Origin of the sequence: Sphingomonas profundi (assembly GCF_009739515.1) — a bacterium.
Lineage (GTDB): Bacteria > Pseudomonadota > Alphaproteobacteria > Sphingomonadales > Sphingomonadaceae > Alterirhizorhabdus > Alterirhizorhabdus profundi.
This window is the reverse complement of record NZ_CP046535.1, coordinates 4004963-4029776: the sequence shown is the minus strand read 5'-3', so window position 1 is coordinate 4029776 and position 24814 is coordinate 4004963. Positions and strand designations below refer to the sequence as shown.

The following is a 24814-nucleotide window of genomic DNA, read 5'->3' as shown; positions in this document are numbered from 1 at the left end:
CGATCAGGCCTTGCCTGACCGGCCGGGCGGCTTGCGCAACGCGCGCCATGCGCGTCGCCTGTCCCGCGCGCGGCGGAACAGGCCGCGCTTGCCCAGAGCCTCGAACATCTCCTCCGGCCCCTCGGGATCGAGCACCTCGTTGTCGGCCAGCCACGTCTCCACGGCGCTGAGATCCGGCACCTCATAGGGCCGCAGCGATCGGCCCGTGCCGCGCAGCCGCTCGATCGTGGCGACGATCGATCCGGAGGCGTCGATCATCTCCGCCACGGTCGCCGCGTCGCTGCCGAGATGCTCGGCGATCAGACCGTCGCGGATCGCGCGGATGGTGGGGCTGCACCCGTCATTGCGCGGGCAGGCGCGGTCGATCGTCACGTCGCACTCGGTATCCAGCCGCAGCGAGCGGTTGTTCATGTTCGAGGAGCCGACGCGGATCATCTCCTCGTCCACGATCATGATCTTGGCGTGCACGTAGATCGGCTCGCCCGCCGCCGTATAGGGGTGGTAGATGCGCAGGCGGCCGTGCGTGTCGCGCTGGCGCAGCGCCTCGAACAGGCGGGCGCGCGCGCTGTCCATCGCGATCGGCTCCAGCCAGCCATTGGCCGTCAGCGGGTTGACGATCACGATCTCCGGCCCGTCCGCCTCGTCCAGCCGGCGGGCGATCGCCTCGGCGATGCGGCGCGAGGCGAAATACTGGCTCTCGGCATAGATGAACCGGCGGGCCTTGGCGATCATGTCCAGGTACAGCCGCTCGATCTCGCGGATCGGCTCCAGATCCGGCAGCACCGGCCGCGATCGCGATATGGCGACGGCGACATCCCGGAACATCGGCTCCAGCCCCTCCGGCCAGCACACCGCGCCGTCCGTGATCGGCTGCAGCGGGGTGCCGCCCGCGATCCGCCAGCGATCGCGCGCCAGTTCGCCCAGCCGCGCCGCCGCGTCCCCCTCCAGCGCGGTCGTCGCGTCGTGCCACGGCGGGTAGGCGTCGCCGCCGGGCCGCCTGCGCCCCGGATCGCCATCGCGATGCGCCCGCGTGTCCCAGCGGTCGCCGGTCATGTCGATGCCGCCGCAGAAGGCGAAGCAATCGTCGATCACGACGATCTTCTGATGGTGCGACGCGCCCGGCGGGTGGGCGCCGTCCAGCCGGGTGTGGATGCGCTTGTGCCACATCCACTTGACGAAGGTGAAGATCGTGGTGCCGCGGAACAGGGTGCGCAGCGCGCCGAGATCCCATCGCAGCAGATACACTTCCAGCGTCGGCGTGCGGTTGACCAGCCAGAGAATGAAGTCGCCCACCCGCATCGGCGCATCGGGCGCGCCGCGCACGCCGGTCAGCTCGATCCGGCCGTCGAAATCCCAGCCGATCAGCATGATCCGGCGCTTGGCCGTCAGCATCGCGGCGCGGGCGGCGGCGAAGTAGGCGTCGGCATCGATCAGCACGGCGGCCCGGCTCGCCTGCTCGATCGACCAGCAATTGTCGCCCGGCGCAAGGATGCTGGCGGAGGAAGGCGGGGGCTCGATGACGCTCATGCGCCCGCTTTCACGTCCTTTCGTGAAGGTTGCAAGCGGCCGCCACGCTCGGGCGGCTGCGCTAAAGGCTTGCCTTCGCCCCCTCCGGCAACGCATGGCGGCGCCGATGCCCCGGCCGCAAGGCCGGTGCGCGTCTCGCCGAATAAGGAGGAACAGGCATGAATCACAGCGATCTGATCGAGCATATCGCCACCACCCAGGACGTCACCAAGGCCGATGCGAAGAAGCTCGTCGAGGGCATCTTCTCGGCCATCGCCGATGCCGCCGGGAAGGATGGCGAGGTCTCGATCAACGGCTTCGGCAAATTCCGCGTCACCGACAGCCCGGAGCGCGACGGCCGCAACCCGGCGACCGGCGAGGCGATGAAGATCAAGGCGTCCAAGCGTTTCGCCTTCACCGCCTCCAAGACGCTGAAGGACAAGCTGAACGGCTGAGCCGATCGCTGTTCGTGCATCAGACGAGCCCGGAGCCCGCTGCGGTTCCGGGCTCGTCCCGTTTCTGCGCCCGGCGGCCCGCGCTCCGGCACCGCGCCGCGCGACGCGCGTTGGGGTGGTTCCTCTGATAGGAACGGATCCACTCCATGCGCATGAACAGGCTAGGCGATACCGGGCTCTTCGTGTCCGAACTCTGCCTTGGCACGATGACCTTCGGCGGCGGCGACGGCATGTGGGCGCAGATCGGCCAGGTGCAGCAGGACGAGGCGGACGGCCTGGTTCGCGCGGCGACAGAGGCCGGCATCAACTTCATCGACACCGCCGACGTCTATTCGGACGGCCGATCGGAGGAGATTACCGGGCAGGCGATCCGCAACCTGGGGCTGCGGCGAGACGAGATCGTCGTCGCCACCAAGGCCTACGGGCCTACCGGCGAGGGGCCGAACAGCCGCGGCTCGTCCCGCCTGCACCTGATCGATGCGGTGAAAGCCAGCCTGAAGCGCCTCCAGCTCGATCACATCGATCTCTACCAGCTGCACGGCTTCGATCCGGTCACGCCGATCGAGGAGAGCCTGCGCGCGCTCGACACGCTCGTGCAGCACGGCCATGTCCGCTACGTCGGCGTCTCCAACTGGGCGGCGTGGCAGATCGCCAAGGCGCTCGGCATCGCGCAGCGGCTGGGGCTGCACCGTTTCGCCTCGCTGCAGGCCTATTACTCCGTCGCCGGCCGCGATCTTGAGCGCGAGATCGTGCCGATGCTGCGGTCCGAGGGGCTGGGGCTGATGGTGTGGAGCCCGCTGGCCGGCGGCTTCCTCTCCGGCAAATATGGCCGCGACGGCTCGACCGAGGGCGACGGCCGCCGCGCCGCCTTCGACTTCCCGCCGGTCGACAAGGATCGCGGCTTCGACGCGATCGACGCGATGCGCTCCATGGCGGAGCGGCGCGGCGTCTCGGTCGCGCAGATCGCGCTCGCGTGGCTGCTCCACCAGCCGGCGGTGACGAGCGTGATCGTGGGCGCCAAGCGTATCGAGCAGCTGGCCGACAACATCGCCGCCGCCAAGGTGGACCTGACGGAGGAGGAGCTGGCGACGCTGGACGACATCAGCCGCCTGCCCGCCGAATATCCCGGCTGGATGTTCGAGCGGCAGACCTATCGCAAGGCGCAGCTGGAACAGGTGCCACGCGGCGGCCAGCGGGCATGATCCGGGCCGGCTGACGGCGCCGATCCGGCGTTCCCGACGCGCGGGCGACGTGCGACCTCGCATTCTGGTCAGTTGCGCCGACCGCCGATTAGCCGACCCTTGCCGGGTGACGCCCACAAGGGCGCTGCGGCAGGGAGAGCATCATGGCCGAGAAGGGCGCGTTCGATCCGATGGCGGCTTGGTCCCAGTTCGTGACGAAGTGGGAGCAGGAGGTGAACGACTTCTCCGCGAAGATCAGCGCCTCCAAGGAATTCGGCAGCACGATGAACCAGGCGAGCACCATGTCGCGCGCCGTGCAGCAATCCTTCTCCGAGCAGATGGAGAAGGTGCTGAAGGCGATGAACCTGCCGAGCCAGGGGCAAGTCAGCGATCTTAGCGACCGGCTGCTGGCCGTGGAGGAGAAGCTCGACCGGCTGGCGATCGCCGTTTCCGATCTGAAGGGTGATACGCGCGAGGCAGCGGCGCCCGTCCGCCGCACCCGTCAGCCGCCGCCCGCCACCGACACCGGTGAGACGCCCCCCGCGACCGGACGCCCGTGAGCGAAGCCGATCCGGCCGCCGCCGATGCCGTGGCGGCGCGCGTCCGCCTGGAGGTGGAGCGCGCGATCCAGCGCAACATCAAGGGCCTAGAATTCCTCTCCGCGCCGCGCCAGCCGGTGGGCGCGTGCGAGAAGGATGTGCTCCACCGCCGCGGCACGCTGAACCTCTACCACTACCGTCCGCTGGTGGACGAGGTGTATCGCGTGCCCGTGCTGCTGGTGATGGCGCCCAGCAACAAGGGCTATATCTTCGATCTGGCACGCGGCCAGAGCCTCGTCGAGTTCCTGCTGATGCGCGGCTACGACGTGTTCATGATCGACTGGGCGGCGCCGCGCAGCGACGAGAAGACGCTGGCGCTGAAGGATTACGTCCTCGATTTCCTGCCCGACTGCATCGATCGCGTGCTGGCCGCGACGGGCGAGCCGGACGTGTCGCTGGCCGGCTACTGCATGGGCGGCACGCTCTCCGTACTCTACGCCACCTTGTTTCCGGAGGGGCCGCTCAAGAACCTCGTCTGCTTCGCCACGCCGATCGACTTCGCGCAGATGACGCTGTTCCGCGCCTGGTCAGACAAGGCGCACTTCGATGTCGACCGGCTCGTCGACCGGGTGGGCAACATCCCCGGCGATCTGATCCTGGGCGCCTTCGATCTGATGCGCCCGGCCAACCGCACCGCCGGCGTGCTGCACCTCTGGAACAACATGTGGAATGACGAATTCGTCAAGTCGTACCGCATGTTCGATCGCTGGGCGGCGGAGACGCTGCCGCTGCCGGGCGAGTTCTTCCGCGACATCACCAAGCAGTTCATGTGGGCCAACGCCCTGTACGAGGACGCGCTGGAGATTGGCGGCCGGCCCGCCCGCCTCGCCGCGATCACCGCGCCCGTGTGCAACATCATCGCCCAGCACGATCATGTCGTGCCGTTCGAGGCGGCGCACCCGCTCACCCAGAAGATCTCGTCCAGCGAGGTCTTCGAAACCGTCGTGAAGGGCGGCCATGTCAGCGTGGTGGCGGGTGTCGCCGCGCTGAAACGCCTGTGGCCCACGATCGACACCTGGCTTGCCGGAAGGTCCACCTGATGCCCGCTGCCCATGATTATCCCCGCCTCATTCCGCTGGGCGAGGTCACGTTCGAGCTGCGCCTGATGGGGCCGGACGATGCCGCCGCCGTACTCGCCTTCGCCGCCGGCATGCCGCACCACGACCTGCTGTTCCTCCAGCGCGACATCCGCAATCCGCGCGTCGTCGCCGCCTGGATCGATCAGATCGCCGCCGGCAACATCGTCACCGTGCTGGCCGTGCGGGACGGCCGCGTGCAGGGCTGCGCCGCGATCGTGCGGGATGGCCTCTCATGGTCGCCGCACGTGGGCGAGTGCCGCGTGGTCGTCGCGCCGGACGCGCGCGGCCACGGCCTCGGCCGGGAGATCACGCAGGACGCGCTGGCGCTCTCGCTGTCGCTCGGAATCGAGAAGCTGCTGGCGCGCATGACGCCGGACCAGCAGGGCGCGATCGCGGTGTTCGAGGAACTGGGCTTCCACCCCGAGGCGCTGTTCCGCGACTATGTGCGCGACGACAGCGGCGCCTCGCACGACCTCGTCATCCTCAGCCTCGATCTCGTCCGCCACCGTGCGCAGCTGGAGGCGTTCGGCTTCAGCGAGGTGTAGGCCCGCTCAGCATTCGTGCCGCGGGTAGAACATCGATCGCCAGCCGGACACGTCGAACGGCGTCCACGCGCCCTCCGCCAGCGCCAGCCGGTCGGCGATCGCGTAGAATACGGTCGGGTTCAGCACCATACCGAAGTGGCTGGCATAGACCGGCACGTTCTCCGCCTGCTCGCCCTGCGCCAGGATGCAGTTCTGCCAGGCGGTGATGCCGTCGCTCTTGCTGTAGATAGCGGTGGCGGGCACCTCCAGCGGGTGGTGGCCGGTGGTGAACCGCTCGACCATCGCCGGCGTCGCCACGACGTTGCCCGTCATCCGCTCGTACAGCGAGTTCAGGTTCGTCGCGCGCGGGTTGCCGCTGAACGGGCTGCCGAGAGTGATCACCTGACGCACCGCCTGCGGATCGCGCCGCGCCGTCTCGCGCGCGATCACGCCGCCCAGGCTCCAGCCGATCAGGCTGATGCGCTTGCCGGTCGCCGCGCGGATCGCATCGATGCGGCGGGCGAGATGCTCGCCATTCTGGCCCACGGTGCGGTGATCGTAATTCCGCCCCAGCTCCCACGCATGGATGTCGTAGCCCAGCTGGCGCAGGAAGGCGCGCAGCACCAGGGTCGCGCCGTCGTCCGTCGCGAAGCCGGGCAGCACCAGCACGGGATGGCCGTCGCCGCGCGGCGCGCTGGCCAGCAGATGACCCGAGAAGGCCAGCATCGAACTCTCGACCGCCGCCCGCGCCATCTCCAGCGAAGCGAGCAGCAGCGACGGCGCCCGTATGTCTGCGGCGGCATGAGCGCGGGGATCGGTGTGTATCATCGTCTCGATCTGGGGGCCGCCATGCCGCAGCGCAACTAGCCTTTGCGCCATGGCCGCCGCCGGAACCGGAACGGGACGATCGACCCGGCCCGCGCCTAGTGCGTATCGCCACTCAGCTTTTGCATGTCCGCTCATCCTGAGGAGGGGCTGAGCGAAGGCGAAGACCCGTCTCGAAGGATCCTTCGGGACGCCATTTCGACAGGCTCAATGGCTCCTCAGGATGAGCGGTTCGCACAAGATCCAAGTCAAACCGGCTTCATCCGCTCAATGTCGATCGGGCCTACAGTCCCAGCACGGTCTTGGCGATGATCGTGCGCTGGATCTCGTTGCTGCCGCCGAAGATCGTCCACGCGCGGCCGTTGAGATAGGCCGCCGGCGCCACCTGCGCCGGGCGGCAGCGGATCGGCTCCGGCACGTCGTTGCCGTAGAGCGGCCGCTCGTCGCACATCTGCAGGCCGGCATAGCCATAGCTGCCCATCGCCAGCGCATCGACATGCTGGCGCACGTTTGAGGCGAGCAGCTTCACCACCGACGTCTGCGGCCCCGGCGGCCGCCCCTGCGCCACCTCCGCCAGAATGCGCAGCTCGATCATCTCGAGGGAGAGCGCGTCCAGCTCGATCCGGCCGATGCGGCCGAGGAAGGTCGGGTCGTGATCGAGCGCGCCGTTGATGCCCGACGGCTCGGAGCCGGCGGCGGCGCGGATCCGGGCGAGATCGGCCAGCAGGCGCGGCGCGTGGCAGGAGCCGCCGCGCTCATTCTCCAGCAGGAACTTGGCGATGGTCCAGCCCTGCCCCTCGTCGCCGACCAGATCGTGAACGGGCGCGACGGCGTCCTCGAGGAAGACCTCGTTCACCTCATAGTCGCCGGCCAGGCCGCGAATCTTGCGCACCTGCACGCCCGGCTGGTTCATGTCGATCAGCAGGAAGCTGATGCCGGCCTGCGGTTTCACCGCCGAGTCGGTACGGACGAGGCAGAAGATATGGTCGGCAAAATGGGCGTGGGTGGTCCAGATCTTCTGGCCGTTGACGATGTAGCGATCGCCGTCGCGCACCGCCCGCGTCTTCAGGCTCGCCAGATCGGATCCGGAGCCGGGCTCCGAGAAGCCCTGGCACCAGTAATCCTCGCCGGAGAGGATGCGCGGCAGATAGTGCGCCTTCTGCTCGGGCGTGCCGAACGTCCAGAGCACCGGCGCCAGCAGCTTCAGGCTCAGCACCGGCAGCTCGGGCGCGTCGGCCAGCGCGCACTCCTTCTCGAAGATGTAGCGCTGCACCGGGCTCCAGCCCGTGCCGCCATATTCCCTGGGCCAGTTGTAGCCGAGCCAGCCCTTCTCGTTCAGGATCTGCTGCCACTCGCGGCTGATGTCCGGCTCGGCGAACACGGTGGGCGTGGCGCGCGCGCCTTCGCGCAACCGCTCGGTCAGGCGCTCGTCGAGGAACGCGCGCACCTCGTCGCGAAAGGCCAGCTCGTCTGCGGAAAATTCGAAGTTCATGGCTGGCCAGCGCTCCCTGGCGCGATATGTTGCATGGCAGCAGCTAGACACCAAGCGGCCGCGCGCGACTTCTGCGCAAATTGCTAGGTTCCAAGCAAGCGTGCGTGGCGCATCCCGCTGTGGCAGCAGCGGCGGGCAGCCGCTCGCCCCGTGCCGCGCCGACGGGCCGGGTAGCAGGTGGAAAGGCGTTCGGTGGATTTCGAGCTTGATGAAGACCAGACGATGCTGCGCGATCTCGTCGAGAAGTTCGCCGAGGACCGCTACGATCTGGTGCGCAGGCAGCGCTATCAGGCGGAACCGGCGGGCTTCTCGGGCGACAATTGGCGGCAGCTGGGCGAACTCGGGCTGCTCGCCCTGCCGTTCGGCGAGGCCGATGGCGGCCTGGCCGGCGGCCCGATCGAGATCGCGACCGTCATGGAGGCGGCAGGCCGCGCACTCGTCGCCGAACCGCTGCTGCCCGATCTGCTGCTCGCCGGCGCGCTGATCGCACGGGGCGGCAGCGAGGCGCAGAAGGCCGCCTGGCTGCCGCGCATCATGGCCGGTGAGGCGCGGGTCGGCTTCGCCCACTTCGAGCATGAGGCCCGCTTCAACCTCGCTTATGTCGCCACCACCGCCACGCGCGACGGCGACGGCGCCCGGCTGGACGGCGAGAAGACGCTGGTGCTGGCCGGGGCGGGCGTGGACGCCTACATCGTCTCCGCGCGATCGCCGGGCGCACGCGCCGACGGGCCGATCGACTTCTACCTCGTGCCGGCCGACGCCGCCGGCGTGCACGCCCGCCCCTACCGCCTGATTGACGGATCGCTGGCGGTGGAGCTGCGCCTGCAGGGCGTCGCGGCGAGCGATCCGATCAGCCTTGCCCCCGCCGCGCTTGATGCGCTGCTGGATGGCGCGCGGCTGGCGGCCTGCGCCGAGATGGTCGGCATCATGGCGATGCTGTTCGAGGCGACGCTCGATTATGCTCGCACGCGCAAGCAGTTCGGCGTCGCGATCGGCAGCTTCCAGGCGCTCCAGCACCGTCTGGCGGACGCCTATGTGCTCGTCGAGCAATCCCGCTCGCTGATGCTGCGGGCGGCGCTGAAATCGGCCGAGGCCGCCGACGATCGCCGCGCCGCCACCGCCGCCGCCAAGAGCTTCATCGCCGCCGCCGCCGTGCGGATCGGCGAGGAGTCGATCCAGATCCACGGCGGTATCGGCATATCGGACGAGCTGGTGATCGGCCACGGCCACAAGCGCATTCTGGTGCTCGCGACCCTGTTCGGCGACAGCGACGCGGAACTGCGCCGCTACAACCAGCTGGCCGCCTGAACCGGCCGGCGATCGGTCGGCGTCCCGGAGAGCGGGTAATCACGCCGCTGGCGCTCCGGCTTCCGCCAGTCCGACTCCTAGCGTTTTTAGTTCCGGCATCCCGGCGCACGCCGGATGCCGTTTGCAGGACCGCTCTACGGTCCGTCTCTCAGAACAGCCGCGTCGGCTCCTCGACGATCGCCTTCAGCGCCGCCAGGAATTTCGCGCCCGTCGCGCCGTCGATCGCGCGATGGTCGCAGGAGAGGCTCAGGGCGATCCGGGTCTCGAACCGGCCCTCGCCGTCCGGCCCGGGCGCGAACACCTTGCGCGAGGCGCCGACCGCCAGGATCGCGCCCTGCGGCGGGTTGATGATCGCGTCGAACTGATCGAGCCCGAACATGCCGAGGTTCGATACGGTGAAGGTGCCGCCCGATATGTCGTCCGCCGCCAGCTTGCCCGCCTGCGCCTTGGCCACCAGCGCCTTGATCGCGGCGGAGAGCGCGTCCAGCCGCAGGCCGTCCGCGCCGCGCACGATCGGCGTCACCAGCCCCTTCTCGCTCGCCACCGCCACCGCCACGTCGGCGTGGGGGAAGCGGTGGATGGCGTCGCCATGCACCTGGATGTTCACGTCCGGCACCTCGACCAGCGCCAGCGCCACCGCGCGGACGAGATAGTCGTTCACCGACGCCTTCACACCCAGGATCATGTTGGCGGTGGGGCGCAGCGCCAGCAGCGCATCCACAGTCACCTCGGTACGCAGGTAGAAGTGCGGGATGCTCTGCTTGGCCTCGGTCAGCCGCCGCGCGATCGTCTTGCGCAGCGAGGACATCGGCTCGATCATGGGCGTGTTGTCCGCCGGCGCGGGCGATGCCGTGGCAGCAGGCGCGGCTGCCGGCGTCGGCAGCTTCGCCAGCACGTCCGCCTTGGAGATGCGGCCGCGCGGCCCCGTGCCGCTGATGCCCGCCAGGTCGATGCCGTGCTGCACCGCCAACCGCTTGGCCAGCGGCGAGGCGTAGAAGCCGTCCAGCCCCTCCGTGCCCACCGCCGTCGACACCGGCTCTCCGCCGATCGGATCGGCCTGGCCGCGCAGCGCGCGGGTGACGTCCTGGTGGGTGATGCGGCCGCCGCGGCCGGTGCCGGCGATGGCGGAGACGTCGATCCCCTCCTCCTCGGCCAGCCGGCGCGCCTCGGGGCTGATCGCCAGATCGTCCGGGATCGCGACCCTGGCGGCGGCCGGCTTCGGCGCGGCGGCAGCAGCGGCGGGTGCCTTGGGCGCGGGCGGCGGCGGCGCGCCACGGCCCACGGCGGTGCTGGTATCGGCCGCCTTGAAGCTGTCGGCAAAGGCGTCGACCGCCGCCTGATCGTCGCCGGCGTCGCCGTAGACGCCCAGCAGCGCGCCCACCGGCAGCGTCTCGCCCGGCTGGGCGATCAGCTTGCGCAGCATGCCGGGCGCCTCGGCTTCCACCTCGTTGGTGATCTTGTCGGTCTCGATCAGGGCGAGCAGCTGTCCCTTGGCGAACGGCTCGCCTTCCTTGACGAGCCACTCGGCAAGCGTGCCCTGCTGCATCTCGATGCCCCATTTGGGCATGGTGAAGGCGCGGAGAGCCATCAGCGATACGCCAGCGTCTTGCGAACGGCATCGGCGATGACGCTCGGCTGCGGCAGATAGGCGCGCTCCAGCTCGCGCGCGAACGGCACCGGCGAGTGGGGCGGCGTCACCAGCTCGGGCGGCGCCTTCAGGCTGGCGAACGCCTTGTTGCACACCATCGCGGCGACGTCCGCCGCCAGGCTGCAGCGCGGCGGGCTCTCGTCCACCACCACCAGCCGCCCGGTCGCCTCGACCGAGTCGAGGATGGCCTCCTCGTCGATCGGGCTCGTCGTGCGCAGGTCGATCACGTCGCAGGCGATGCCTTCCTGCGCCAGCATGTCGGCCGCCTGCTCGCAGAAGCTCACCATGAAGCCGCAGGTCACGATCGTCGCATGCTCGCCGGCGCGCACCAGCCGGGCATGGCCGAACGGCAGCAGATGGTCGCCTTCCGGCACCTCGCCGCGCACGCCGTACAGCGCCTTGTGCTCCATGAAGATCACCGGATCGTCGCCGCGGATGGCGCTGGTCAGCAGGCCCTTGGCGTCGGCCGGCGTCGTCGGCATCACCACCTTGATGCCGGGGATGGCGGTGAGCAGCGAGTAGGCCGACTGGCTATGCTGCGGCCCGGCGTTCAGGCCGGCGCCATAAGCCATGCGGATCACCGCCGGGCACACCGTCTTGCCGCCGAACATGTAGCGGAACTTGGCGAGCTGGTTCCAGATCTGGTCCAGGCAGACGCCGATGAAGTCAGCGAACATGATCTCCGCCACCGGCCGCTTGCCGCTCAGCGCCAGCCCAGCGGCCGCGCCGACGATCGCGCTCTCGCTGATCGGCGTGTCGATCACGCGGTCGCCGAACTTGCCCCACAGGCCGGTCGAGGTGCTCCAGATGCCGCCGATCGCCTCCGGCCCGCCGGGCGTGCCCATGCCGCCGACCACATCCTCGCCCAGCACGACGACATTCTCGTCGCGCGCCATCTCCTCGTGAAGCGTCTGCACGATCGCTTCGCGCAACATCATCTGTGCCATTGCTCGCGCGCTCCGATCAGTAGGTGACGTAGACGTTCTTGATGACGTCGGCCGGATCCGGCGGGGCGGCGGCGCGGGCCTCGTCGACGGACTCGTCGATCAGCGTGGCGACTTCGGCGTCGATCGCGTCGAGATCGGCCGCGTCCAGCAGGCTGGCGCCGGTCACGCGCTCGCGGAAGGTCTTGATCGCGTCCCGCTCCTCGCGGATGCGGTCCAGCTCGCCGGGGCCGCGATAGCGCTGCGGATCGCCCTCGAAATGGCCGTAGAAACGCTCGGTATCGAACTCGACCGCCGCCGGGCCGTTGCCGGCGCGAACATAGTCGAGCACCTCGCGCATCGTGTCGTAGACCGAGAAGAAGTCGATCCCGTCCGCCCGCCATGCCTTGATGCCGAAGCCTTCCGCGCGCCCGGCGATGTCGGTGGCGGTCGCGGTGGCGTAGGACGGGCCGGTATGCTCGGAATAATGGTTGTTCTCGAACACGAAGATGGCCGGCGCCTTCACCACCGCGGCCAGGTTCATCGCCTCGAAGGTGGTGCCCTGGTTGCACGCGCCGTCGCCCGAGAAGGCGATCGAGACGCCGCCCTTGCCGTCCAGCTTGCAGGCGATCGCAGCCCCCACCGCGATCGGCGCGCCGGCGCCGACGATGCCGTTGGCGCCGAGCATCCCCTTGTCGATGTCGGCGATGTGCATGGATCCGCCCTTGCCCTGGCAGGTGCCGTCCGCCTTTCCATAGATCTCCTTCATCATGCCCTTCACGTCCACGCCCTTGGCGAGGCAGTGGCCGTGGCCGCGATGGGTGGAGATGATCTTGTCGTTGTCGTCGAGATGGTCGCAGATGCCGACGGCGACCGCCTCCTGCCCCGCATAGAGGTGGGTGAAGCCGGCGATCTCGCCGGTCTGGATCTCGCTGTGCAGCCGATCCTCGAACTCGCGGATCACCTTCATCTGGCGATAGGCGTGCAGCAGCGCCTCGCGACTATGTTGCATGGCCTTGGTCGATCCTCTCTCAGCGGGGGCGTATCAGCGCGACATGATGGTGACGGCGGAGACGCCGGGGGCGCCATAGACGTGGCTGTACGCGGTCTTCGGGTCGCCCGGCACCTGCCGCCCGCCGCCCGCGCCGCGCAGCTGCACGACATTCTCGTAGACCTGCCGCAGACCGGAGGCGCCGATCGGCTCCCCGCAGGCGAGGCAGCCGCCGTCCGTGTTCACCGGCAGCGCGCCGCCGATGTCGGTGCGGCCCTCGGCGATCCACCGCTCCTGCTCGCCATCGGCACAGAAGCCGTTCTCGCTCATGTGCATGATCTCGGCGCCGCACTCGGTATCCTGCAGCTGGGCGACGTCGATATCCTCCGGGCCGATGCCGGTCTGCTCGAACGCGGCCCGCGCGGCGATGGTGGTGGCGGAGCCGCCGCGCTCGACCGAGAGCGAGGGCGCGAACACCTCGAACGATCCCGCCGGCCGGGTGCGCATCACCGCCGCCTTCAGGCGGATCGGGGTGACGCCAAGCTCCCGCGCCTTCTTCTCGCTGGCCAGCACCAGCGCCACCGCGCCCTCCGCGGGCGAGCAGAACATGAACTTGGTGAACGGATCGCTGACCAGCGGCGCCGTCAGGATCGTGTCGAGATCCACCGGCTCGCGCCGCCAGGCGTGCTCGGCGTGCTGGCCGTTGCGGAACGCCTTCTCGGCGACCATGCCGAGCGTCCGCTCGGTGATGCCGAACTGATCCATGTAGCGGCGGATCTTCATCGCGAAGAACTGGGTGGTGAGCATCAGGCCCACCTCGCCATACCAGTCCGGCAGTCCCCAGTCGGCGGGCTTGGGATCGAAGGCGCCGCGCGGATGCTTGTCGAAGCCGACCGCCAGGCCGAGATCATATTCGCCCGAGCGGATTGAGGCGGAGGCGGCGAACAATGCCGAGCCGCCGGTGGCGCAGCCATTCTTCACGTTGATGAACTGGACGCCAGTCAGGCCCAGCCGCTCCACCATCGTGTCGGCGTTGCCCGACGCGTCCGATCCGCCATAGGCGAACTGTATCTGCGGCCAGCCGATGCCGGCATCGGCCACGGCCGAGCGGACGGCGGCGACGCCCATGTCCATGCCGGTCATGCCCTCGGTGCGCCCGAACGGGTGGATGCCGATGCCGACGATGCAGACGTCCTGGCTCATGCGATGGCTCCTTCGGCCGGGCGGAAGGCGAAGGTCGTCACGGTGCCGCCCGCCGCATCGGCCACGAACGGCACGATCGCCAGCTCCATCGCCATGCCGGTGCGGATATGCTCGACCGCCACGTCCACCAGCCGCGTCTCGACGATCACCTCGCCGGGCAGCTCGACATAGCCGACCGGGTAGGGCTGGAACGCCTCCGGCCCGGCATAAGGCGGCGATTTCGGGCGGAAACGCTGCACCGTCCACGACCACAGCGTGCCCTGCGTGGCCAGCTCCACCGGCTCGTAGAAGGCCGCCTCGCCGCCTTGCGGCATGGGGAAGGTGATCCTGCCGTCTGACAGCCGCCGCCCGCCGATCAGGCGCGGCGCCGGGCCGTCGGTATAGAGTCCGTCTGCGATCGGCCGATCGGCCATTTGCCCTGCCGCCCCATGTCGATTGAGCCGGCACTAAGCCGCAAAGGAGCGGCGGTTAGAACCCATCAAAACGCTAGGGTTGCGGACCGTACCTAGCTGTTCAGCCCGATATAGCCGAGCTGCGCGGCCTTGAAGACGGTCTGGCTGCGGTTCACCGCATCCAGCTTCAGCGAGGCATTGTGGATGTGGAAGCGCACGGTGGCGCGGCTGCGCTCCATGATCAGGCTGATCTCATAGTCGGTCTTGCCGATCGCCGCCCAGCGCAGGCACTCCACCTCGCGCTTGCTGAGGCGCGAGCCCGCCGGCAGCCGCTGCGCGCGGCACATGATGCGGACGTAGCCGGCGATGAACGTGCGGGCGTAGAGGCCGAGCAGGTCGCCATGCAGATCGAACAGCGCGCCCAGATCCCGCACCGCCGGGTCGCGCGGGGTGAAGCTCACCGCGCCCACCTGGCCGAACGGCAGGTGCACCGGCACGACGATGGCGGCGTGGGCCAGCGCCCGCTGCTCGAAATTGCTGAGGTCGATCGCGTCCAGGAACGGGTTGGCGGTGGGGGAACGGATGCCGTCGGAATTGCACCAGAACGGCTCGCTCTCGTAGCGGCAGGCGCTGGGCAGCGGCGAATCGAGCGCCAGGCGCGGACTCTTCCACCAGCGATCGCCCTCGGTCGTCGTCCAGCCGAACACCTCGGTCGCCAGGATCGCGCCGCAGGCGTCCACCATCGGCTCCTTCACGGCGATGTTGTGGCAGGTGGCGACGCGGAAGTCGGCGCGATCGGCGGTGAGCTTCAGCAGGCTCTCCGCGGCCGGCCGCACATCCTCCGGCGCGGCGATGCGCAGCGAAGCCACACTCGCCATGTCAGCCATGGTGCTAGTCATTGTCGCGACATTCCCTCCTCGGACGCCGAATGAGACTCCGGTCGTATCGGGCACAGTGCTCAGCCAGGAGGAATAGACCACGGGGCCGCGATCCGCAATGAGGCGGATCGCGGCGGACGGCCTTGATGCGCGGAAACGGGCGTGTCAGGCGGCGGGCTGCTTCACCCAGTCGATCCCGCGCCGCAGCAGCGTGTAGAATACCGGCAGATCCCAGGCGCAGCGATCGACCGACGGCCACCAGTCGAGCAGCGGCTGGAGATCGTAGTGGCCGCGGCAGTGGCCGAGCGTGAGGTACAGCACCGCGCCCGCGCCATGCGTCTTCACGTAGAATACCGGGTGCGTGCCCGGCGCGTCCGCCGCCTCCACGAAGCCGGTGCCCGGCCCGGTGCACTCCGTCTCCAGCAGGACGTGCAGGTCGCCGTGCAGCTCCATGTGGTAGAGCTCGTCGGTCGTCTCGAACGGCTCGACCCCGGCGACCAGCGGATGCGACGGATCCGCCACCGTCACCAGATAGGGCTCGATCGGCGGGTGGCTGATGAACTGGTTGCCGAGCAGATCGACGAACAGCGGCGCCCAGCGCGGCGTATCCCACAGGCCGCTGTCCAGCAGCCGCAGGATCGAGTTGGTGCCGTGCAGCGCATACCAGCGGCCGCCGCGTTCCAGCCACGCCTTCAGCGCTTCCTGTGCCTTCAGCGATGGCACCACGTCGCACGTATAGGTGACGAGGAAGTCGCATGCCTCGATCGCCGCGATGTTCTCGAAATCCTCGAACACGCGCACCTTCACCCGCTGGTCCTCGGCCAGCAGCTTCAGGAGTTCGAGCCGGGCGAAATCGATGTCGTGATACTTGCCGCCGGCAACCAGCACGCAATCGATCCGCTTCGGCTGCTCCACCTCCGCCATCCCTCAGGCCGCCAGATATTTGGCGAGGGTCTGCTGGAACTGGCGGATGCGGATCTCCTGATAGTCGCCCAGCTGTACGAGGCCGTTCTTGGAGGCGTGCAACCCCTCCTGCACGAACGGCAGGTTCTCCATGTCCTGATCGAACACATGGCCGAGCACGCCGAGCTCCGCCGCGTCCGACCAGGGCTGGTCGATCGACAGCAGCTTCATCTCCGGCCCCTTCGGCATCGCCGCGCCCGGTGGCTGGCGGACGAGGACGCGTACCTCCATCAGGCAGGTGTCCGGCGTCTTTCCGGGGCGCCAGCGATAGACGATGTTCGGCATGAAGCCGCCCCACGGCGCGAAGTTGGGGAACACATTGTAGACGAACGCATCGAGCACCTCGGCATCCGTCACGTCGCTGTGATCGCGGCCGAACGTCTCGGTGAAGTTCGCCCGCATGCTGTCGCCCAGCGCCTTGCGCGCGGTGATCCCCTCCGGCACGCTGACGGCGAACGGATCGGACATGTTCTCGTAATTGTCGGTTGAGCGACCGTTATATTTCAGGAATTCGTCGACGATCCACTGCTGCTTCTTGTCGGCCGGATCGACATGGGGCGACATGATGCCGAACGGCGTCAGCGCCCAGTTCACATTGTCGCCGGCAATATTGTAGCTGGTGTTGGCGTCGCCGGTGAAGGGCAGCAGCTGGGGGTGGGTGACGATCGTGTGCCAGGCCTCCATGAAGGCCTCCATCGTCACCTTCCAGTTGGCCGCGACTTCCTTGCCGACCCACACGGCGGTGACGCACTCCTCATGCTTCCACCGCTTGAAATGCTCCGGCACGGGCGCGAGATACTCTTCCAGGCTCGGCCCGCCCGGCGTCTCGCGCAGGAAGACGTAGCCGCCCCAGCGGCCCACCTCGGCCTCCGGCAGCGACATGTCCTGCCGCTTCAGGTGCTGGAAGTCCCAGTCGCACGGGATGTGCTTGAGGCTGCCGTCATTGTTCCAGGTGAAGCCATGGAACGGGCATTGCAGCTCGGAGGTCCAGCCATCCTTCAGCTGCAGCTTGCGGCCGCGATGCAGGCACACGTTGTGGAACGCCCGTACCTCGCCATCCGCCTGCCGGATCAGCAGCCACGAGCGGCCGGCATTGTCGAACACGACATGGTCGCCCTCCTCCGGCAGATCCTCCTCACGCGCGGCGAACTGCCACACGTGCGGCCACATCTTCGTCCGCTCGGCCTCGGCGAACGCGGCGCTGGTGTAGACGGTGGCAGGCAGCGGCTCCGACCCGCGATACTCGTACCGCTCGTCGCGCAGGATCTCCGGCACCGGCTTGGAATCGTTGTCCAGCAGGTCGGTCCACGTCATGCCGGGGCAGCGCGCCGCACCCGCCGCATCGATCGCCGGATCCCGTTCCGCCATTGCACGCTCCTGTGACATACTCTTCTTCGTGCTGCATGAGATAGGCAGCCGGCGGCGCGGTTCAAACTCGTGCTTTTGCCAGTCGGCAACCATGGCCGCGCGACCGTGCCGCGCGTCGCCCAGGATCGGGGACGGCACATCGCCGGTGCGGCCGGCACCATGCGGCCCGCCACCGCCCACCGCACCTTGCCGAAAGCACAGGTTTACAGCGCCGGCACGGCACGCTCCAACGAAGCCTCGGTTGATCTGCGGACATGGACAGGCAAGGGATCGGGATGGGGAGACTGGACGGCAAGGTGGCGCTCGTCACGGGCGGCACCTCGGGCATCGGCGACGCCACGGTGCGGCGGCTCGTGGCGGAAGGCGCGAAGGTGGTCTTCACCGGCTCCAACGCCGCCAAGGCGCAGGCCGTGGTGGACGCCACCGGCGCCACCTTCCACGCCCACAAGGTGGAGGATGCCGGCGCCTGGCCGGGGCTGATGGAGATGATCCGCGGCACCTTCGGCCGGCTCGACTTCGCGTTCGCCAATGCCGGCATCGAGGGCGGCGATTCGGATATCGAGCAGATCGGCCTCGATGCCTGGAACGAGATCGTGCAGATCAACCTGACCGGGCCGATGCTGACGGCGCAGCACGCGATCGGCCTGATGAAGCAGAATCCCGGCGGCTCGGGCGGGGCGATCGTGCTCAACTCGTCGATGAACGCCATTCTGGCGCTCGGCCAGAACGTCGCTTACTCCACGACGAAGGGCGCCCTGCGCATCCTCGCCAAGTCGATCGCGGTGCACTGCGCGGGCGCCGGCCTCAACATCCGCTGCAATGCGATCCTGCCCGGTGTGGTGGAGACGCAGCTGATCCGCGAGGCGATCGCCTCCGCACCCGATCCGGCGGCGGCGCGGGCGATCTTCGAGGGGCTCTCGCCGCTGAAGCGCATGGGCAAGGTGGAGGAGATCGCCGCGCTGGTGGCCTTCCTCGCCTCCGACGACGCCGCCTTCATCAGCGGCGCGGAATATTCGATCGACGGCGCATCGACGTCGGGACTGGGAGGCGTATGACGGATCGGCTGCAGGGGCGCACGGCGCTCGTCACGGGCGGGTTGCGGGGCATCGGCCTCGCCATCGCCGAGCGGTTCGTCGCGGAGGGTGCCACCGTGTGGGTGGCGGACCTGAAGGCGGCGGGCGACGCGGATGCCGCGGCCGTGACCGGCCGGCTCGGCAACCATGCCAGCTACCTGAAGCTGGACGTTGCGCAGGAGAGCGAGTGGCAGGCGGCGCGCGGCGCGATCGAGGCGGCCGGCGGCGCCATCGACATCCTCGTCAACAATGCCGGCATCGATGCCGTCGGCCCGGTGGAGACGATGGAGCTGGAGCGCTGGCGGCGGCTGATGAGCATCAACGTCGACGGCCTGTTCCTGGGCATCAAGACGTTCAAGACGATGCTGGAGGCGCAGGGCACGCGCGTGAACGGCGGCGCCAGCGTGATCAACATGTCGTCGATCATGGGCATTGTCGGCTACGCCCAGACCTCGGCCTACAACACCTCCAAGGGCGCCGTGCGGCTGATGTCGAAGGCGCTGGCGATCGAGTTCGCCCAGGCGCGCGCGCCGATCCGGGTGAATTCGCTGAACCCCGGCTTCGTGCAGACGCCGCTGCTGGACATCGGCATGCAGCGCTGGGTGGACGAGGGCGTGGCCGAGAAGGCGCAGGATCTGGTCGATCAGCTCGCGGCCGCAACGCCGATGGGCCGCATCGCCCGACCGGAGGAGATCGCCGCCGCCGCTCTGTTCCTCGCCTGCGAGGATGCGAGCTACGTGACCGGCATCGAGCTGCCCGTGGATGGCGGCTGGACGGCGCAATAGAAAGCCCGCGCTTCCGCTCATCCTGAGAAGGGGCTGAGCGCAGGCGGAGACCCGTCTCGAAGGACGCACGACGGGCTGGTCCTTCGAGACGCCATTTCGACCCCGCTCGTCGGCTCCTCAGGATGAGCGGGGCCGGCGATCGTGCATGAGGAGAGACCGCCCATGACCAACCCGCTCGAAGGATCCGTCGCGCTCGTCACCGGCGCGTCCGGCGGCATCGGCGCCGCCACCGTCGCCGCGATCCGCGCGGCGGGCGGCGAGGCGATCGCCACCGACGTGCGCGAGAGCGAGGGCGTGATCGCCCACGACGTGACGAGCGAGGCGGACTGGCAGCGCATCGCCGACATGATCGCGGAGAAGCACGGCCGGCTCGACTGCCTCGTCAACAATGCCGGCATCTCGATCGTCGAATCGGTCGAGAGCAATTCGCTGGCGGCATGGCGCCGCGTGCAGGCGATCAACGTGGAAAGCATCCTGATCGGCCTGCAGGCGACCCTGCCGCTGCTGAAGACCAGCGGGAAGACACGGTTCGGCGGCGCCTCGGTCGTCAATTTCTCGTCGGTCGGGGGCCTCTACGGCGCGGCGTTCAACTCGGCCTACTGCGCCAGCAAGGCGGCGGTGAACCTGTTCAGCAAGTGCAGCGCGATCGAGTTCGCCGCGCTCGGCTACAACATCCGCGTCAATGCGATGCATCCGGGCGGGGTGGAGACGCCGATGATCGATTCGATCATTCAGCGCTACGTCGATGTCGGCGCGATTCCCAGTGTCGCCGTCGGCCGCGCCGGCACGATCGCCGATCACCCGATCGGCCGCATGGGCAATCCGGAGGAGATCGCCAACGGCGTCGTCTTCCTGCTCTCGCCCGCCGCCAGCTTCATGACGGCATCGTCGATGGTGATCGACGGCGGCTTCACCGCCCACTGACGAGAAACGAAAGCCCCTCCCTTTCAGGGGAGGGGCAGGCGTCGCTGCGCGCGATCAGCGCGCCGAAAGGCTCGCGATAGTCACATCACCGGCATCGGGCGCGACGTGTCGCCCGCCAGATACCAGTCCACCACCTCGTGGAAGAACTGGTTGCCGCGCTCGTTGCGGCCGAAAATCACGTCCTTGTGCGCGTTCGCTTCCAGCCCCTTCTGGATCTGGAGGCCGATGACGTAATCCTCCTCGTAGGTCACGTCGCGCAGGAAGTTGATCATGTTTTCCAGCTGCTCGCGATCCGCCTCGTCGCGCGGTGCCTCGCGGCGGGCGTAGAGCAGCACGGTGCGGTTCTCCGCCGGCGTCGGCCCGGGGAACAGCTGGGCGATCTGGGCGATCTCCGGCGCCAGGAAGGCGGAGACGTTGGGAAACAGGATGCGGACGAAATCGAACCCGTCATTCTCCTTGCGCGCCCACTCCTCGCGCGGCACCGCCTTCAGCTTCTCGGCGATGCTGGTCTGGGCGAAGCCGATCCGCTGGTGCGGCCCGAACGATTCATAGTGCGTCAGGTTGGAGAAGGTGCGCGGGTGGATCGTCTTGGGGTGCAGGGTGGCGAAGTGATAGCCTTCGAGATAGCCGTCATAGGCCACCTTCCAGTTCGCGCCGTGGATCACGCGCGCGCCCAGGAAGGTCCAGTTGGCGAAATCCTGATCGTCGAAATCGTCCAGCATGCCCTGGAAGAAACCGTCCGCGTCGATCGCCTCGCCCGGCGTCAGCACGCCGAAGATCATGCCGCCCTTCTCCAGCGAGGGCAGTTCGGTGAGGCCACGGGTGGACTTGTCGATATCGCCGAACTTGGCCCGGTCGGACACGGCGAGCAGCTTGCCGTCCAGCCCGAAGCTCCAGGCGTGATAGGGGCAGACGAGCCGCGCGCAATTGCCATGCCCCTCGCCCAGCACCACGGGCGATCCGCGATGCGAGCAGACGTTGAGGAAGACGTGCGCCGTGCCCGCCTTGTCGCGCGTGATGAGGATGGGCAGGCCCATCGCGTCCATCGCCTTGTAGCTGCCGGGCTGCGGCAGCTCGCAGGAGAGCGCCAGCATCAGCGGCACGCGCTTGAAGATGACGTCCATCTCCTTCTGCCAGAGCGCCGGATCGGTGTAGGCGCTGGTCGGCACGGAGAGGATCTTGTCGCTCTGGAACGTCTCGTCGCGCTCCACATAGTCCAGCAGGATCTCGGCGACGTCGCCATGATCGGCACGATCCATATTCGCGGTCCTCTTCCCGGCTCCGGCGTCAAACTGGCAGACGCGTGCAACTTCGCTGTTCGCTACCGTGCGGCGCGTGGGCCTGTCACCTGCAATCAGTCACAGGTGGCGGGCCGAACCTAACAGAATGTCGCGTTGCACGGGGCGCACGCGCCGCCATGGTCGGGTGCATGAGCCAGACGATCGCACCCGCCCCCGCCCGCGCCTATCCGTGGGCCTGGCTCGCCCCCCCGGCCTCCCATCTCGCCCGCTATCGCGACGCCGGCGTGTGGCAGGACGAGACGATCGCCACCCGCGCCCGCGCCTGGGCCGAACGCGCGCCGGACGCGCCCGTCTTCCTCGGCGATCCGGCGGCGCCCACTTATGCCTCCCTGCTCGGCGATGCGGAGGCGCTCGCGGTCTCGTTCGGCGACCTCGGCCTCGAAACCGGCGACGTGGTGAGCTTTCAGACGCCCAACTGGTACGAGGCGGCCGTCATCAATCTCGCCTGCGCGCTCGCCGGCCTCGTCGTCAACCCGATCGTCATCATCTACCGCGACGCCGAGGTGCGCCACATGATGGCGGACAGCCGCAGCCGCCTGCTGTTCGTCGCCGAGACGTTCCGCGGCACCGATTTCGCCGCGATGGCGGAACGGCTGCGACCCGACCTGCCGGACATGGACCATCTCGCCACCGTGCGCGGCACGCGCGGCGGCCTTGGCTACGAGGAACTCGTCGCCGCCGGGCGCGGGCGCACGCTGGCCGCGCCGCGCGTGGACCCGGATGCGGTGAAGATGCTGCTCTACACCTCCGGCACCACCGGCAAGCCCAAGGGCGTGCTGCACAGCCACAACACGCTGGCCCGCGCGGTGCAGCCGGGCATGCGCCACTGGGGCGTGCAGCCGGGCGACGCGATCCTGATGCCCTCGCCCGTCACCCATATCAGCGGCTATTCGAACGGACTGGAGCTGCCGTTCCTCATCGGCACCCGCACCGTGCTGATGGAGAGCTGGAACGCCGACGAGGCGCTCGACCTGATCGTTCGCCACGATGTCGTCGGCACCGTCGCGGCGACGCCCTTCCTTCAGGAGCTCGCCCTGAAGGCGCACGCCGCCGGCACCGATCTGCCGTCGCTGCGCTACTTTGCCTGCGGCGGCGCGGCCGTGCCGCCGGAGGTGGTGCGCAGCGCCAACGCCGCGCTGGCCCAGGCGCCCGCCTTCCGCGTCTACGGCAGTTCGGAAGTGCCGCTCGTCACGCTCGGCTGGCCGGCGGACGGGGAGCTTGCCGCCACCACCGACGGCGAGATCGTCGACTATGACGTCCGCTTCCTCGACGATGCCGGCAACGACGTGGCCGCCGGCGAGGAAGGCGAGATCGTGGCGCGCGGCCCGGCGATGTTCATGGGCTATGCCAGCGAGGCGCAGACCCGCGAGGCGCTGACCGACGATGGCTATTTCCGCACCGGCGATCTCGGCCGGCTGACGCCGGAGCGCGCGCTGCTGATCACCGGGCGCAAGAAGGACCTCATCATCCGCGGCGGCGAGAATATCAGCGCCAAGGAGATAGAGGACGTCCTCCACCTCCACCCCGCCATCGCCGAGGCGGCCGTCGTCTCGATGCCGCACGACCGGCTTGGCGAGGGGATCTGCGCCTTCCTGATCGTGCGGGGCGAGACGCCGCCCGATTTCGCCGCCGTGGGCGCCTTCGTCGGCCAGCACGGCCTCGCCAAGCAGAAGCGGCCCGAGCGGATCGAGATCGTCGCCGATTTCCCGCGCACGGCCTCCGGCAAGGTGCGCAAGGATCAGCTGCGCCTTCAGATCAAGGCGCTGGTCGAGGCGGAAGGCTAATGGACGCCGCGCTCGACGAGGAGATGCGCGCGCTGGTATCCAAGCAGGCGATCACCGAGCTGATCTATCGCATGGCGCGCGCGGTGGACCGCTGCGACGCCGATCTGATGCGCGGGCTGTTCCACGCCGACGCCACCGACGATCACGGCATGTTCCGCGGCACCGCCGCCGATTTCGTGCCGTGGGTGATGGGCGTGCTGGCGAACATGCGCCTTACCCAGCACATGATCGGCAACATCCTGATCGAGCTGGACGGCGACCAGGCCCGCGCCGAGACCTACTTCATCGCCCACCACCTGATCGCGGCGGAGAAGAGCGGCATCTTCCTGGCCGCCGAGGCCGGCGCGCCGGACCAGTTCATGGTCGCCGGCGGCCGCTACCTCGATCGCTTCGAGCGGCGGGACGGCGCCTGGCGGTTCAGCCACCGCCACGCCGTGTTCGACTGGAATGCGGAGGCGCCCGCCACCGACAAATGGGATCGCCCGGCCCTCGCCGGCTGGGTGTTCGGCGAGCGGGGGCCGGGCGACGCCTCCTACGCCAACTTCGCCGGCGGTAGCGCCGGCGATCGTCAGGACTAATCCAGCTTCAGGATCATCTTGCCCTCGTTGCTGCCCTCGAACAGGCGCAGGAAGGCGGGCAGCGCATTCTCGATCCCCTCGTCGATATGCTCGTCCACGCGCAGGCCGCCCTCGGCCAGCCACTTGCCCATCGCCGCCGCGCCTTCGGGAAAGCGCGGGATATAGTTGCTGACGAGCAGGCCCTCGATCCGCGCCGTCTTCACGATCAGCTGCCACAGGTTGCGCGCGCCGACCGGGCCGGTGACGCTGTTATACTCGGCGATCAGGCCGCAGAGCGCGATCCGGGCGAAGCGGTTGATGTGCAGCAGCCCGGCGTCCAATATGTCGCCGCCGACATTCTCGAAGATCACGTCCACGCCGTCCGGCGCCGCCTTGCCGATCTCGGCGGCAAGCGCCTCCACCGATCTGCCGCGATAGTCGATCGCGGCATCGTAGCCGTAATCCTCGATCAGCCGGCGGCACTTGTCCGGGCCGCCGGCGATGCCGACGGTGCGGCAGCCGAGCCGCTTGGCGATCTGCCCGACCAGCGAACCGACCGCGCCCGCCGCGCCCGAGACCAGCACCGTCTCCCCCGCCTGCGGCCGGCCGACCTCGATCAGCCCGAAATAGGCCGTCATGCCCACCGCGCCGAACACCGAGAGGAAGTTGGTGACGGACGGCGCGGCGGACGCGTCCACCGGCGCGGTGAAGCCGCCGGGGCGCGCCACCGAATACTCCTCGATGGCGTTCAGCCCCAGCATCCACTGCCCCTCGGCGATCGCCGGATCGCGCGAACGCACCGCGCGGCCGATCGTCGTCGCCCGCACCGGATCGCCCAGCCGCACCGGCGGGAGATAGGATGGCGCATCGTCCAGCCAGCCGCGGATCGCCGGATCGAGCGAGGCATAGGCGTTGCGCACCAATACCTCGCCCTCGGCCAGGTCGGGCAGCGGCTCGCTGACGAGGGCGAAATCCTCCGCGACTGGCGTGCCCTGCGGCCGGCGGACGAGGGTGAAGCGGCGGTTGTGGGTCATGGCAATCCTCGGGGTCGCGTC

Annotated in this window: 24 protein-coding genes; 11 read left to right on the top strand and 13 right to left on the bottom strand. The window is 68.9% G+C overall.

Annotated elements, in window-relative coordinates:
• Nucleotides 1-3 precede the first annotated feature (3 nt).
• Nucleotides 4-1527 carry a phospholipase D-like domain-containing protein gene (locus GNT64_RS19065; RefSeq protein WP_156680952.1) on the bottom strand — a complete coding sequence of 508 codons (1524 nt, stop codon included), beginning with the start codon at nucleotides 1525-1527 and terminating at the stop codon, nucleotides 4-6.
• 158 nt (nucleotides 1528-1685) lie between these two features.
• On the opposite strand from GNT64_RS19065, the gene GNT64_RS19060 reads away from it, so the two are divergent.
• From GNT64_RS19060 to GNT64_RS19040, 5 genes are all read left to right on the top strand, one after another.
• Complete coding sequence (locus GNT64_RS19060; RefSeq protein ID WP_156680951.1) at nucleotides 1686-1961, top strand: HU family DNA-binding protein; 276 nt, start codon at nucleotides 1686-1688, stop codon at nucleotides 1959-1961.
• A gap of 146 nt (nucleotides 1962-2107) precedes the next feature.
• Nucleotides 2108-3163, top strand: coding sequence for an aldo/keto reductase (locus tag GNT64_RS19055; protein ID WP_156680950.1), 1056 nt, complete (start codon nucleotides 2108-2110; stop codon nucleotides 3161-3163).
• Nucleotides 3164-3306: 143 nt separating this feature from the next.
• A complete protein-coding gene (locus tag GNT64_RS19050; RefSeq protein ID WP_156680949.1) occupies nucleotides 3307-3702 on the top strand; it encodes a hypothetical protein in 396 nt (131 codons plus the stop codon).
• Nucleotides 3699-4781 (top strand): alpha/beta fold hydrolase, encoded by a 1083-nt coding sequence (locus GNT64_RS19045; protein WP_156680948.1) that lies wholly within the window; start codon nucleotides 3699-3701, stop codon nucleotides 4779-4781. Before GNT64_RS19050 ends, GNT64_RS19045 begins: the two co-directional genes overlap by 4 nt.
• A complete protein-coding gene (locus tag GNT64_RS19040; RefSeq protein ID WP_156680947.1) occupies nucleotides 4781-5365 on the top strand; it encodes a GNAT family N-acetyltransferase in 585 nt (194 codons plus the stop codon). The genes GNT64_RS19045 and GNT64_RS19040 overlap by 1 nt, the downstream gene beginning before the upstream one ends.
• Before the next feature lie 6 nt (nucleotides 5366-5371).
• Here the strand turns inward: GNT64_RS19040 and GNT64_RS19035 are convergent, their stop codons facing one another.
• Together GNT64_RS19035 and GNT64_RS19030 are read right to left on the bottom strand one after the other, a co-directional pair.
• Nucleotides 5372-6223: an esterase/lipase family protein gene (locus GNT64_RS19035; protein WP_197277112.1), complete on the bottom strand. Its 852-nt coding sequence runs from the start codon at nucleotides 6221-6223 to the stop codon at nucleotides 5372-5374.
• Nucleotides 6224-6452: 229 nt separating this feature from the next.
• Nucleotides 6453-7661: an acyl-CoA dehydrogenase family protein gene (locus GNT64_RS19030; protein WP_156680946.1), complete on the bottom strand. Its 1209-nt coding sequence runs from the start codon at nucleotides 7659-7661 to the stop codon at nucleotides 6453-6455.
• 192 nt (nucleotides 7662-7853) lie between these two features.
• Between GNT64_RS19030 and GNT64_RS19025 the strand changes: the two genes are divergently transcribed.
• Nucleotides 7854-8969 carry an acyl-CoA dehydrogenase family protein gene (locus GNT64_RS19025; protein WP_156680945.1) on the top strand — a complete coding sequence of 372 codons (1116 nt, stop codon included), beginning with the start codon at nucleotides 7854-7856 and terminating at the stop codon, nucleotides 8967-8969.
• Between the two features lie 148 nt (nucleotides 8970-9117).
• On the opposite strand, the gene GNT64_RS19020 is transcribed toward GNT64_RS19025, so the two are convergent.
• The 8 genes from GNT64_RS19020 to GNT64_RS18985 form a co-directional block, all read right to left on the bottom strand.
• Nucleotides 9118-10557, bottom strand: coding sequence for a 2-oxo acid dehydrogenase subunit E2 (locus GNT64_RS19020; protein ID WP_338420394.1), 1440 nt, complete (start codon nucleotides 10555-10557; stop codon nucleotides 9118-9120).
• Nucleotides 10557-11564 (bottom strand): alpha-ketoacid dehydrogenase subunit beta, encoded by a 1008-nt coding sequence (locus GNT64_RS19015; protein WP_156680944.1) that lies wholly within the window; start codon nucleotides 11562-11564, stop codon nucleotides 10557-10559. Before GNT64_RS19015 ends, GNT64_RS19020 begins: the two co-directional genes overlap by 1 nt.
• Nucleotides 11565-11580: 16 nt before the next feature.
• Nucleotides 11581-12552 (bottom strand): thiamine pyrophosphate-dependent dehydrogenase E1 component subunit alpha, encoded by a 972-nt coding sequence (locus tag GNT64_RS19010; RefSeq protein WP_156680943.1) that lies wholly within the window; start codon nucleotides 12550-12552, stop codon nucleotides 11581-11583.
• 33 nt (nucleotides 12553-12585) lie between these two features.
• Nucleotides 12586-13734: a thiolase family protein gene (locus GNT64_RS19005; RefSeq protein ID WP_156680942.1), complete on the bottom strand. Its 1149-nt coding sequence runs from the start codon at nucleotides 13732-13734 to the stop codon at nucleotides 12586-12588.
• On the bottom strand, nucleotides 13731-14147 hold the full coding sequence (locus tag GNT64_RS19000) for a Zn-ribbon domain-containing OB-fold protein (protein WP_156680941.1): 417 nt from the start codon (nucleotides 14145-14147) through the stop codon (nucleotides 13731-13733). The genes GNT64_RS19005 and GNT64_RS19000 overlap by 4 nt, the downstream gene beginning before the upstream one ends.
• Nucleotides 14148-14239: 92 nt before the next feature.
• Nucleotides 14240-15004 carry a helix-turn-helix transcriptional regulator gene (locus GNT64_RS18995; RefSeq protein ID WP_156680940.1) on the bottom strand — a complete coding sequence of 255 codons (765 nt, stop codon included), beginning with the start codon at nucleotides 15002-15004 and terminating at the stop codon, nucleotides 14240-14242.
• Between the two features lie 165 nt (nucleotides 15005-15169).
• Complete coding sequence (locus GNT64_RS18990; protein WP_156680939.1) at nucleotides 15170-15928, bottom strand: ThuA domain-containing protein; 759 nt, start codon at nucleotides 15926-15928, stop codon at nucleotides 15170-15172.
• 3 nt (nucleotides 15929-15931) lie between these two features.
• On the bottom strand, nucleotides 15932-17335 hold the full coding sequence (locus GNT64_RS18985; RefSeq protein ID WP_156680938.1) for an aromatic ring-hydroxylating oxygenase subunit alpha: 1404 nt from the start codon (nucleotides 17333-17335) through the stop codon (nucleotides 15932-15934).
• A gap of 275 nt (nucleotides 17336-17610) precedes the next feature.
• Between GNT64_RS18985 and GNT64_RS18980 the strand changes: the two genes are divergently transcribed.
• The 3 genes from GNT64_RS18980 (at nucleotide 17611) to GNT64_RS18970 (ending at nucleotide 20117) form a co-directional block, all read left to right on the top strand.
• Entirely contained in the window at nucleotides 17611-18390 is a 780-nt protein-coding gene (locus tag GNT64_RS18980) for an SDR family NAD(P)-dependent oxidoreductase (protein WP_156680937.1), read from the top strand.
• The gene (locus GNT64_RS18975; protein ID WP_156680936.1) at nucleotides 18387-19193 is read left to right on the top strand and encodes an SDR family NAD(P)-dependent oxidoreductase; all 807 of its coding nucleotides are present in this window, start codon (nucleotides 18387-18389) and stop codon (nucleotides 19191-19193) included. Before GNT64_RS18980 ends, GNT64_RS18975 begins: the two co-directional genes overlap by 4 nt.
• A gap of 162 nt (nucleotides 19194-19355) precedes the next feature.
• On the top strand, nucleotides 19356-20117 hold the full coding sequence (locus GNT64_RS18970; RefSeq protein WP_156680935.1) for an SDR family oxidoreductase: 762 nt from the start codon (nucleotides 19356-19358) through the stop codon (nucleotides 20115-20117).
• Between the two features lie 80 nt (nucleotides 20118-20197).
• Here GNT64_RS18970 and GNT64_RS18965 read toward each other — a convergent pair whose 3' ends face one another.
• Nucleotides 20198-21376, bottom strand: a complete 1179-nt coding sequence (locus GNT64_RS18965) for an aromatic ring-hydroxylating oxygenase subunit alpha (protein ID WP_156680934.1) — start codon at nucleotides 21374-21376, stop codon at nucleotides 20198-20200.
• A 170-nt stretch (nucleotides 21377-21546) separates the two neighbouring features.
• Between GNT64_RS18965 and GNT64_RS18960 the strand changes: the two genes are divergently transcribed.
• Together GNT64_RS18960 and GNT64_RS18955 are read left to right on the top strand one after the other, a co-directional pair.
• A complete protein-coding gene (locus tag GNT64_RS18960; protein WP_156680933.1) occupies nucleotides 21547-23202 on the top strand; it encodes an AMP-binding protein in 1656 nt (551 codons plus the stop codon).
• Nucleotides 23202-23780, top strand: coding sequence for a nuclear transport factor 2 family protein (locus tag GNT64_RS18955; RefSeq protein WP_156680932.1), 579 nt, complete (start codon nucleotides 23202-23204; stop codon nucleotides 23778-23780). The genes GNT64_RS18960 and GNT64_RS18955 overlap by 1 nt, the downstream gene beginning before the upstream one ends.
• Here GNT64_RS18955 and GNT64_RS18950 read toward each other — a convergent pair.
• Nucleotides 23777-24793: an NADP-dependent oxidoreductase gene (locus GNT64_RS18950; RefSeq protein WP_156680931.1), complete on the bottom strand. Its 1017-nt coding sequence runs from the start codon at nucleotides 24791-24793 to the stop codon at nucleotides 23777-23779. The genes GNT64_RS18955 and GNT64_RS18950 overlap by 4 nt on opposite strands.
• Nucleotides 24794-24814: the final 21 nt, after the last annotated feature.

Excerpts from the sequence above, each read along its gene's own strand:
- GNT64_RS19035 (WP_197277112.1), bottom strand. The coding sequence starts at position 6,223 with ATGGCGCAAAGGCTAGTTGCGCTGCGGCATGGCGGCCCCCAGATCGAG.
- GNT64_RS19050 (WP_156680949.1), top strand. The coding sequence starts at position 3,307 with ATGGCCGAGAAGGGCGCGTTCGATCCGATGGCGGCTTGGTCCCAGTTC.
- GNT64_RS18955 (WP_156680932.1), top strand. The coding sequence starts at position 23,202 with ATGGACGCCGCGCTCGACGAGGAGATGCGCGCGCTGGTATCCAAGCAG.
- GNT64_RS19060 (WP_156680951.1), top strand. The coding sequence starts at position 1,686 with ATGAATCACAGCGATCTGATCGAGCATATCGCCACCACCCAGGACGTC.
- GNT64_RS19020 (WP_338420394.1), bottom strand. The coding sequence starts at position 10,557 with ATGGCTCTCCGCGCCTTCACCATGCCCAAATGGGGCATCGAGATGCAG.
- GNT64_RS18990 (WP_156680939.1), bottom strand. The coding sequence starts at position 15,928 with ATGGCGGAGGTGGAGCAGCCGAAGCGGATCGATTGCGTGCTGGTTGCC.
- GNT64_RS18975 (WP_156680936.1), top strand. The coding sequence starts at position 18,387 with ATGACGGATCGGCTGCAGGGGCGCACGGCGCTCGTCACGGGCGGGTTG.
- GNT64_RS19010 (WP_156680943.1), bottom strand. The coding sequence starts at position 12,552 with ATGCAACATAGTCGCGAGGCGCTGCTGCACGCCTATCGCCAGATGAAG.
- GNT64_RS18995 (WP_156680940.1), bottom strand. The coding sequence starts at position 15,004 with ATGGCGAGTGTGGCTTCGCTGCGCATCGCCGCGCCGGAGGATGTGCGG.
- GNT64_RS19005 (WP_156680942.1), bottom strand. The coding sequence starts at position 13,734 with ATGAGCCAGGACGTCTGCATCGTCGGCATCGGCATCCACCCGTTCGGG.
- GNT64_RS18965 (WP_156680934.1), bottom strand. The coding sequence starts at position 21,376 with ATGGATCGTGCCGATCATGGCGACGTCGCCGAGATCCTGCTGGACTAT.
- GNT64_RS19030 (WP_156680946.1), bottom strand. The coding sequence starts at position 7,661 with ATGAACTTCGAATTTTCCGCAGACGAGCTGGCCTTTCGCGACGAGGTG.
- GNT64_RS19000 (WP_156680941.1), bottom strand. The coding sequence starts at position 14,147 with ATGGCCGATCGGCCGATCGCAGACGGACTCTATACCGACGGCCCGGCG.
- GNT64_RS19040 (WP_156680947.1), top strand. The coding sequence starts at position 4,781 with ATGCCCGCTGCCCATGATTATCCCCGCCTCATTCCGCTGGGCGAGGTC.
- GNT64_RS18960 (WP_156680933.1), top strand. The coding sequence starts at position 21,547 with ATGAGCCAGACGATCGCACCCGCCCCCGCCCGCGCCTATCCGTGGGCC.
- GNT64_RS19015 (WP_156680944.1), bottom strand. The coding sequence starts at position 11,564 with ATGGCACAGATGATGTTGCGCGAAGCGATCGTGCAGACGCTTCACGAG.
- GNT64_RS18950 (WP_156680931.1), bottom strand. The coding sequence starts at position 24,793 with ATGACCCACAACCGCCGCTTCACCCTCGTCCGCCGGCCGCAGGGCACG.
- GNT64_RS18985 (WP_156680938.1), bottom strand. The coding sequence starts at position 17,335 with ATGGCGGAACGGGATCCGGCGATCGATGCGGCGGGTGCGGCGCGCTGC.
- GNT64_RS18970 (WP_156680935.1), top strand. The coding sequence starts at position 19,356 with ATGACCAACCCGCTCGAAGGATCCGTCGCGCTCGTCACCGGCGCGTCC.
- GNT64_RS19055 (WP_156680950.1), top strand. The coding sequence starts at position 2,108 with ATGCGCATGAACAGGCTAGGCGATACCGGGCTCTTCGTGTCCGAACTC.
- GNT64_RS19065 (WP_156680952.1), bottom strand. The coding sequence starts at position 1,527 with ATGAGCGTCATCGAGCCCCCGCCTTCCTCCGCCAGCATCCTTGCGCCG.
- GNT64_RS18980 (WP_156680937.1), top strand. The coding sequence starts at position 17,611 with ATGGGGAGACTGGACGGCAAGGTGGCGCTCGTCACGGGCGGCACCTCG.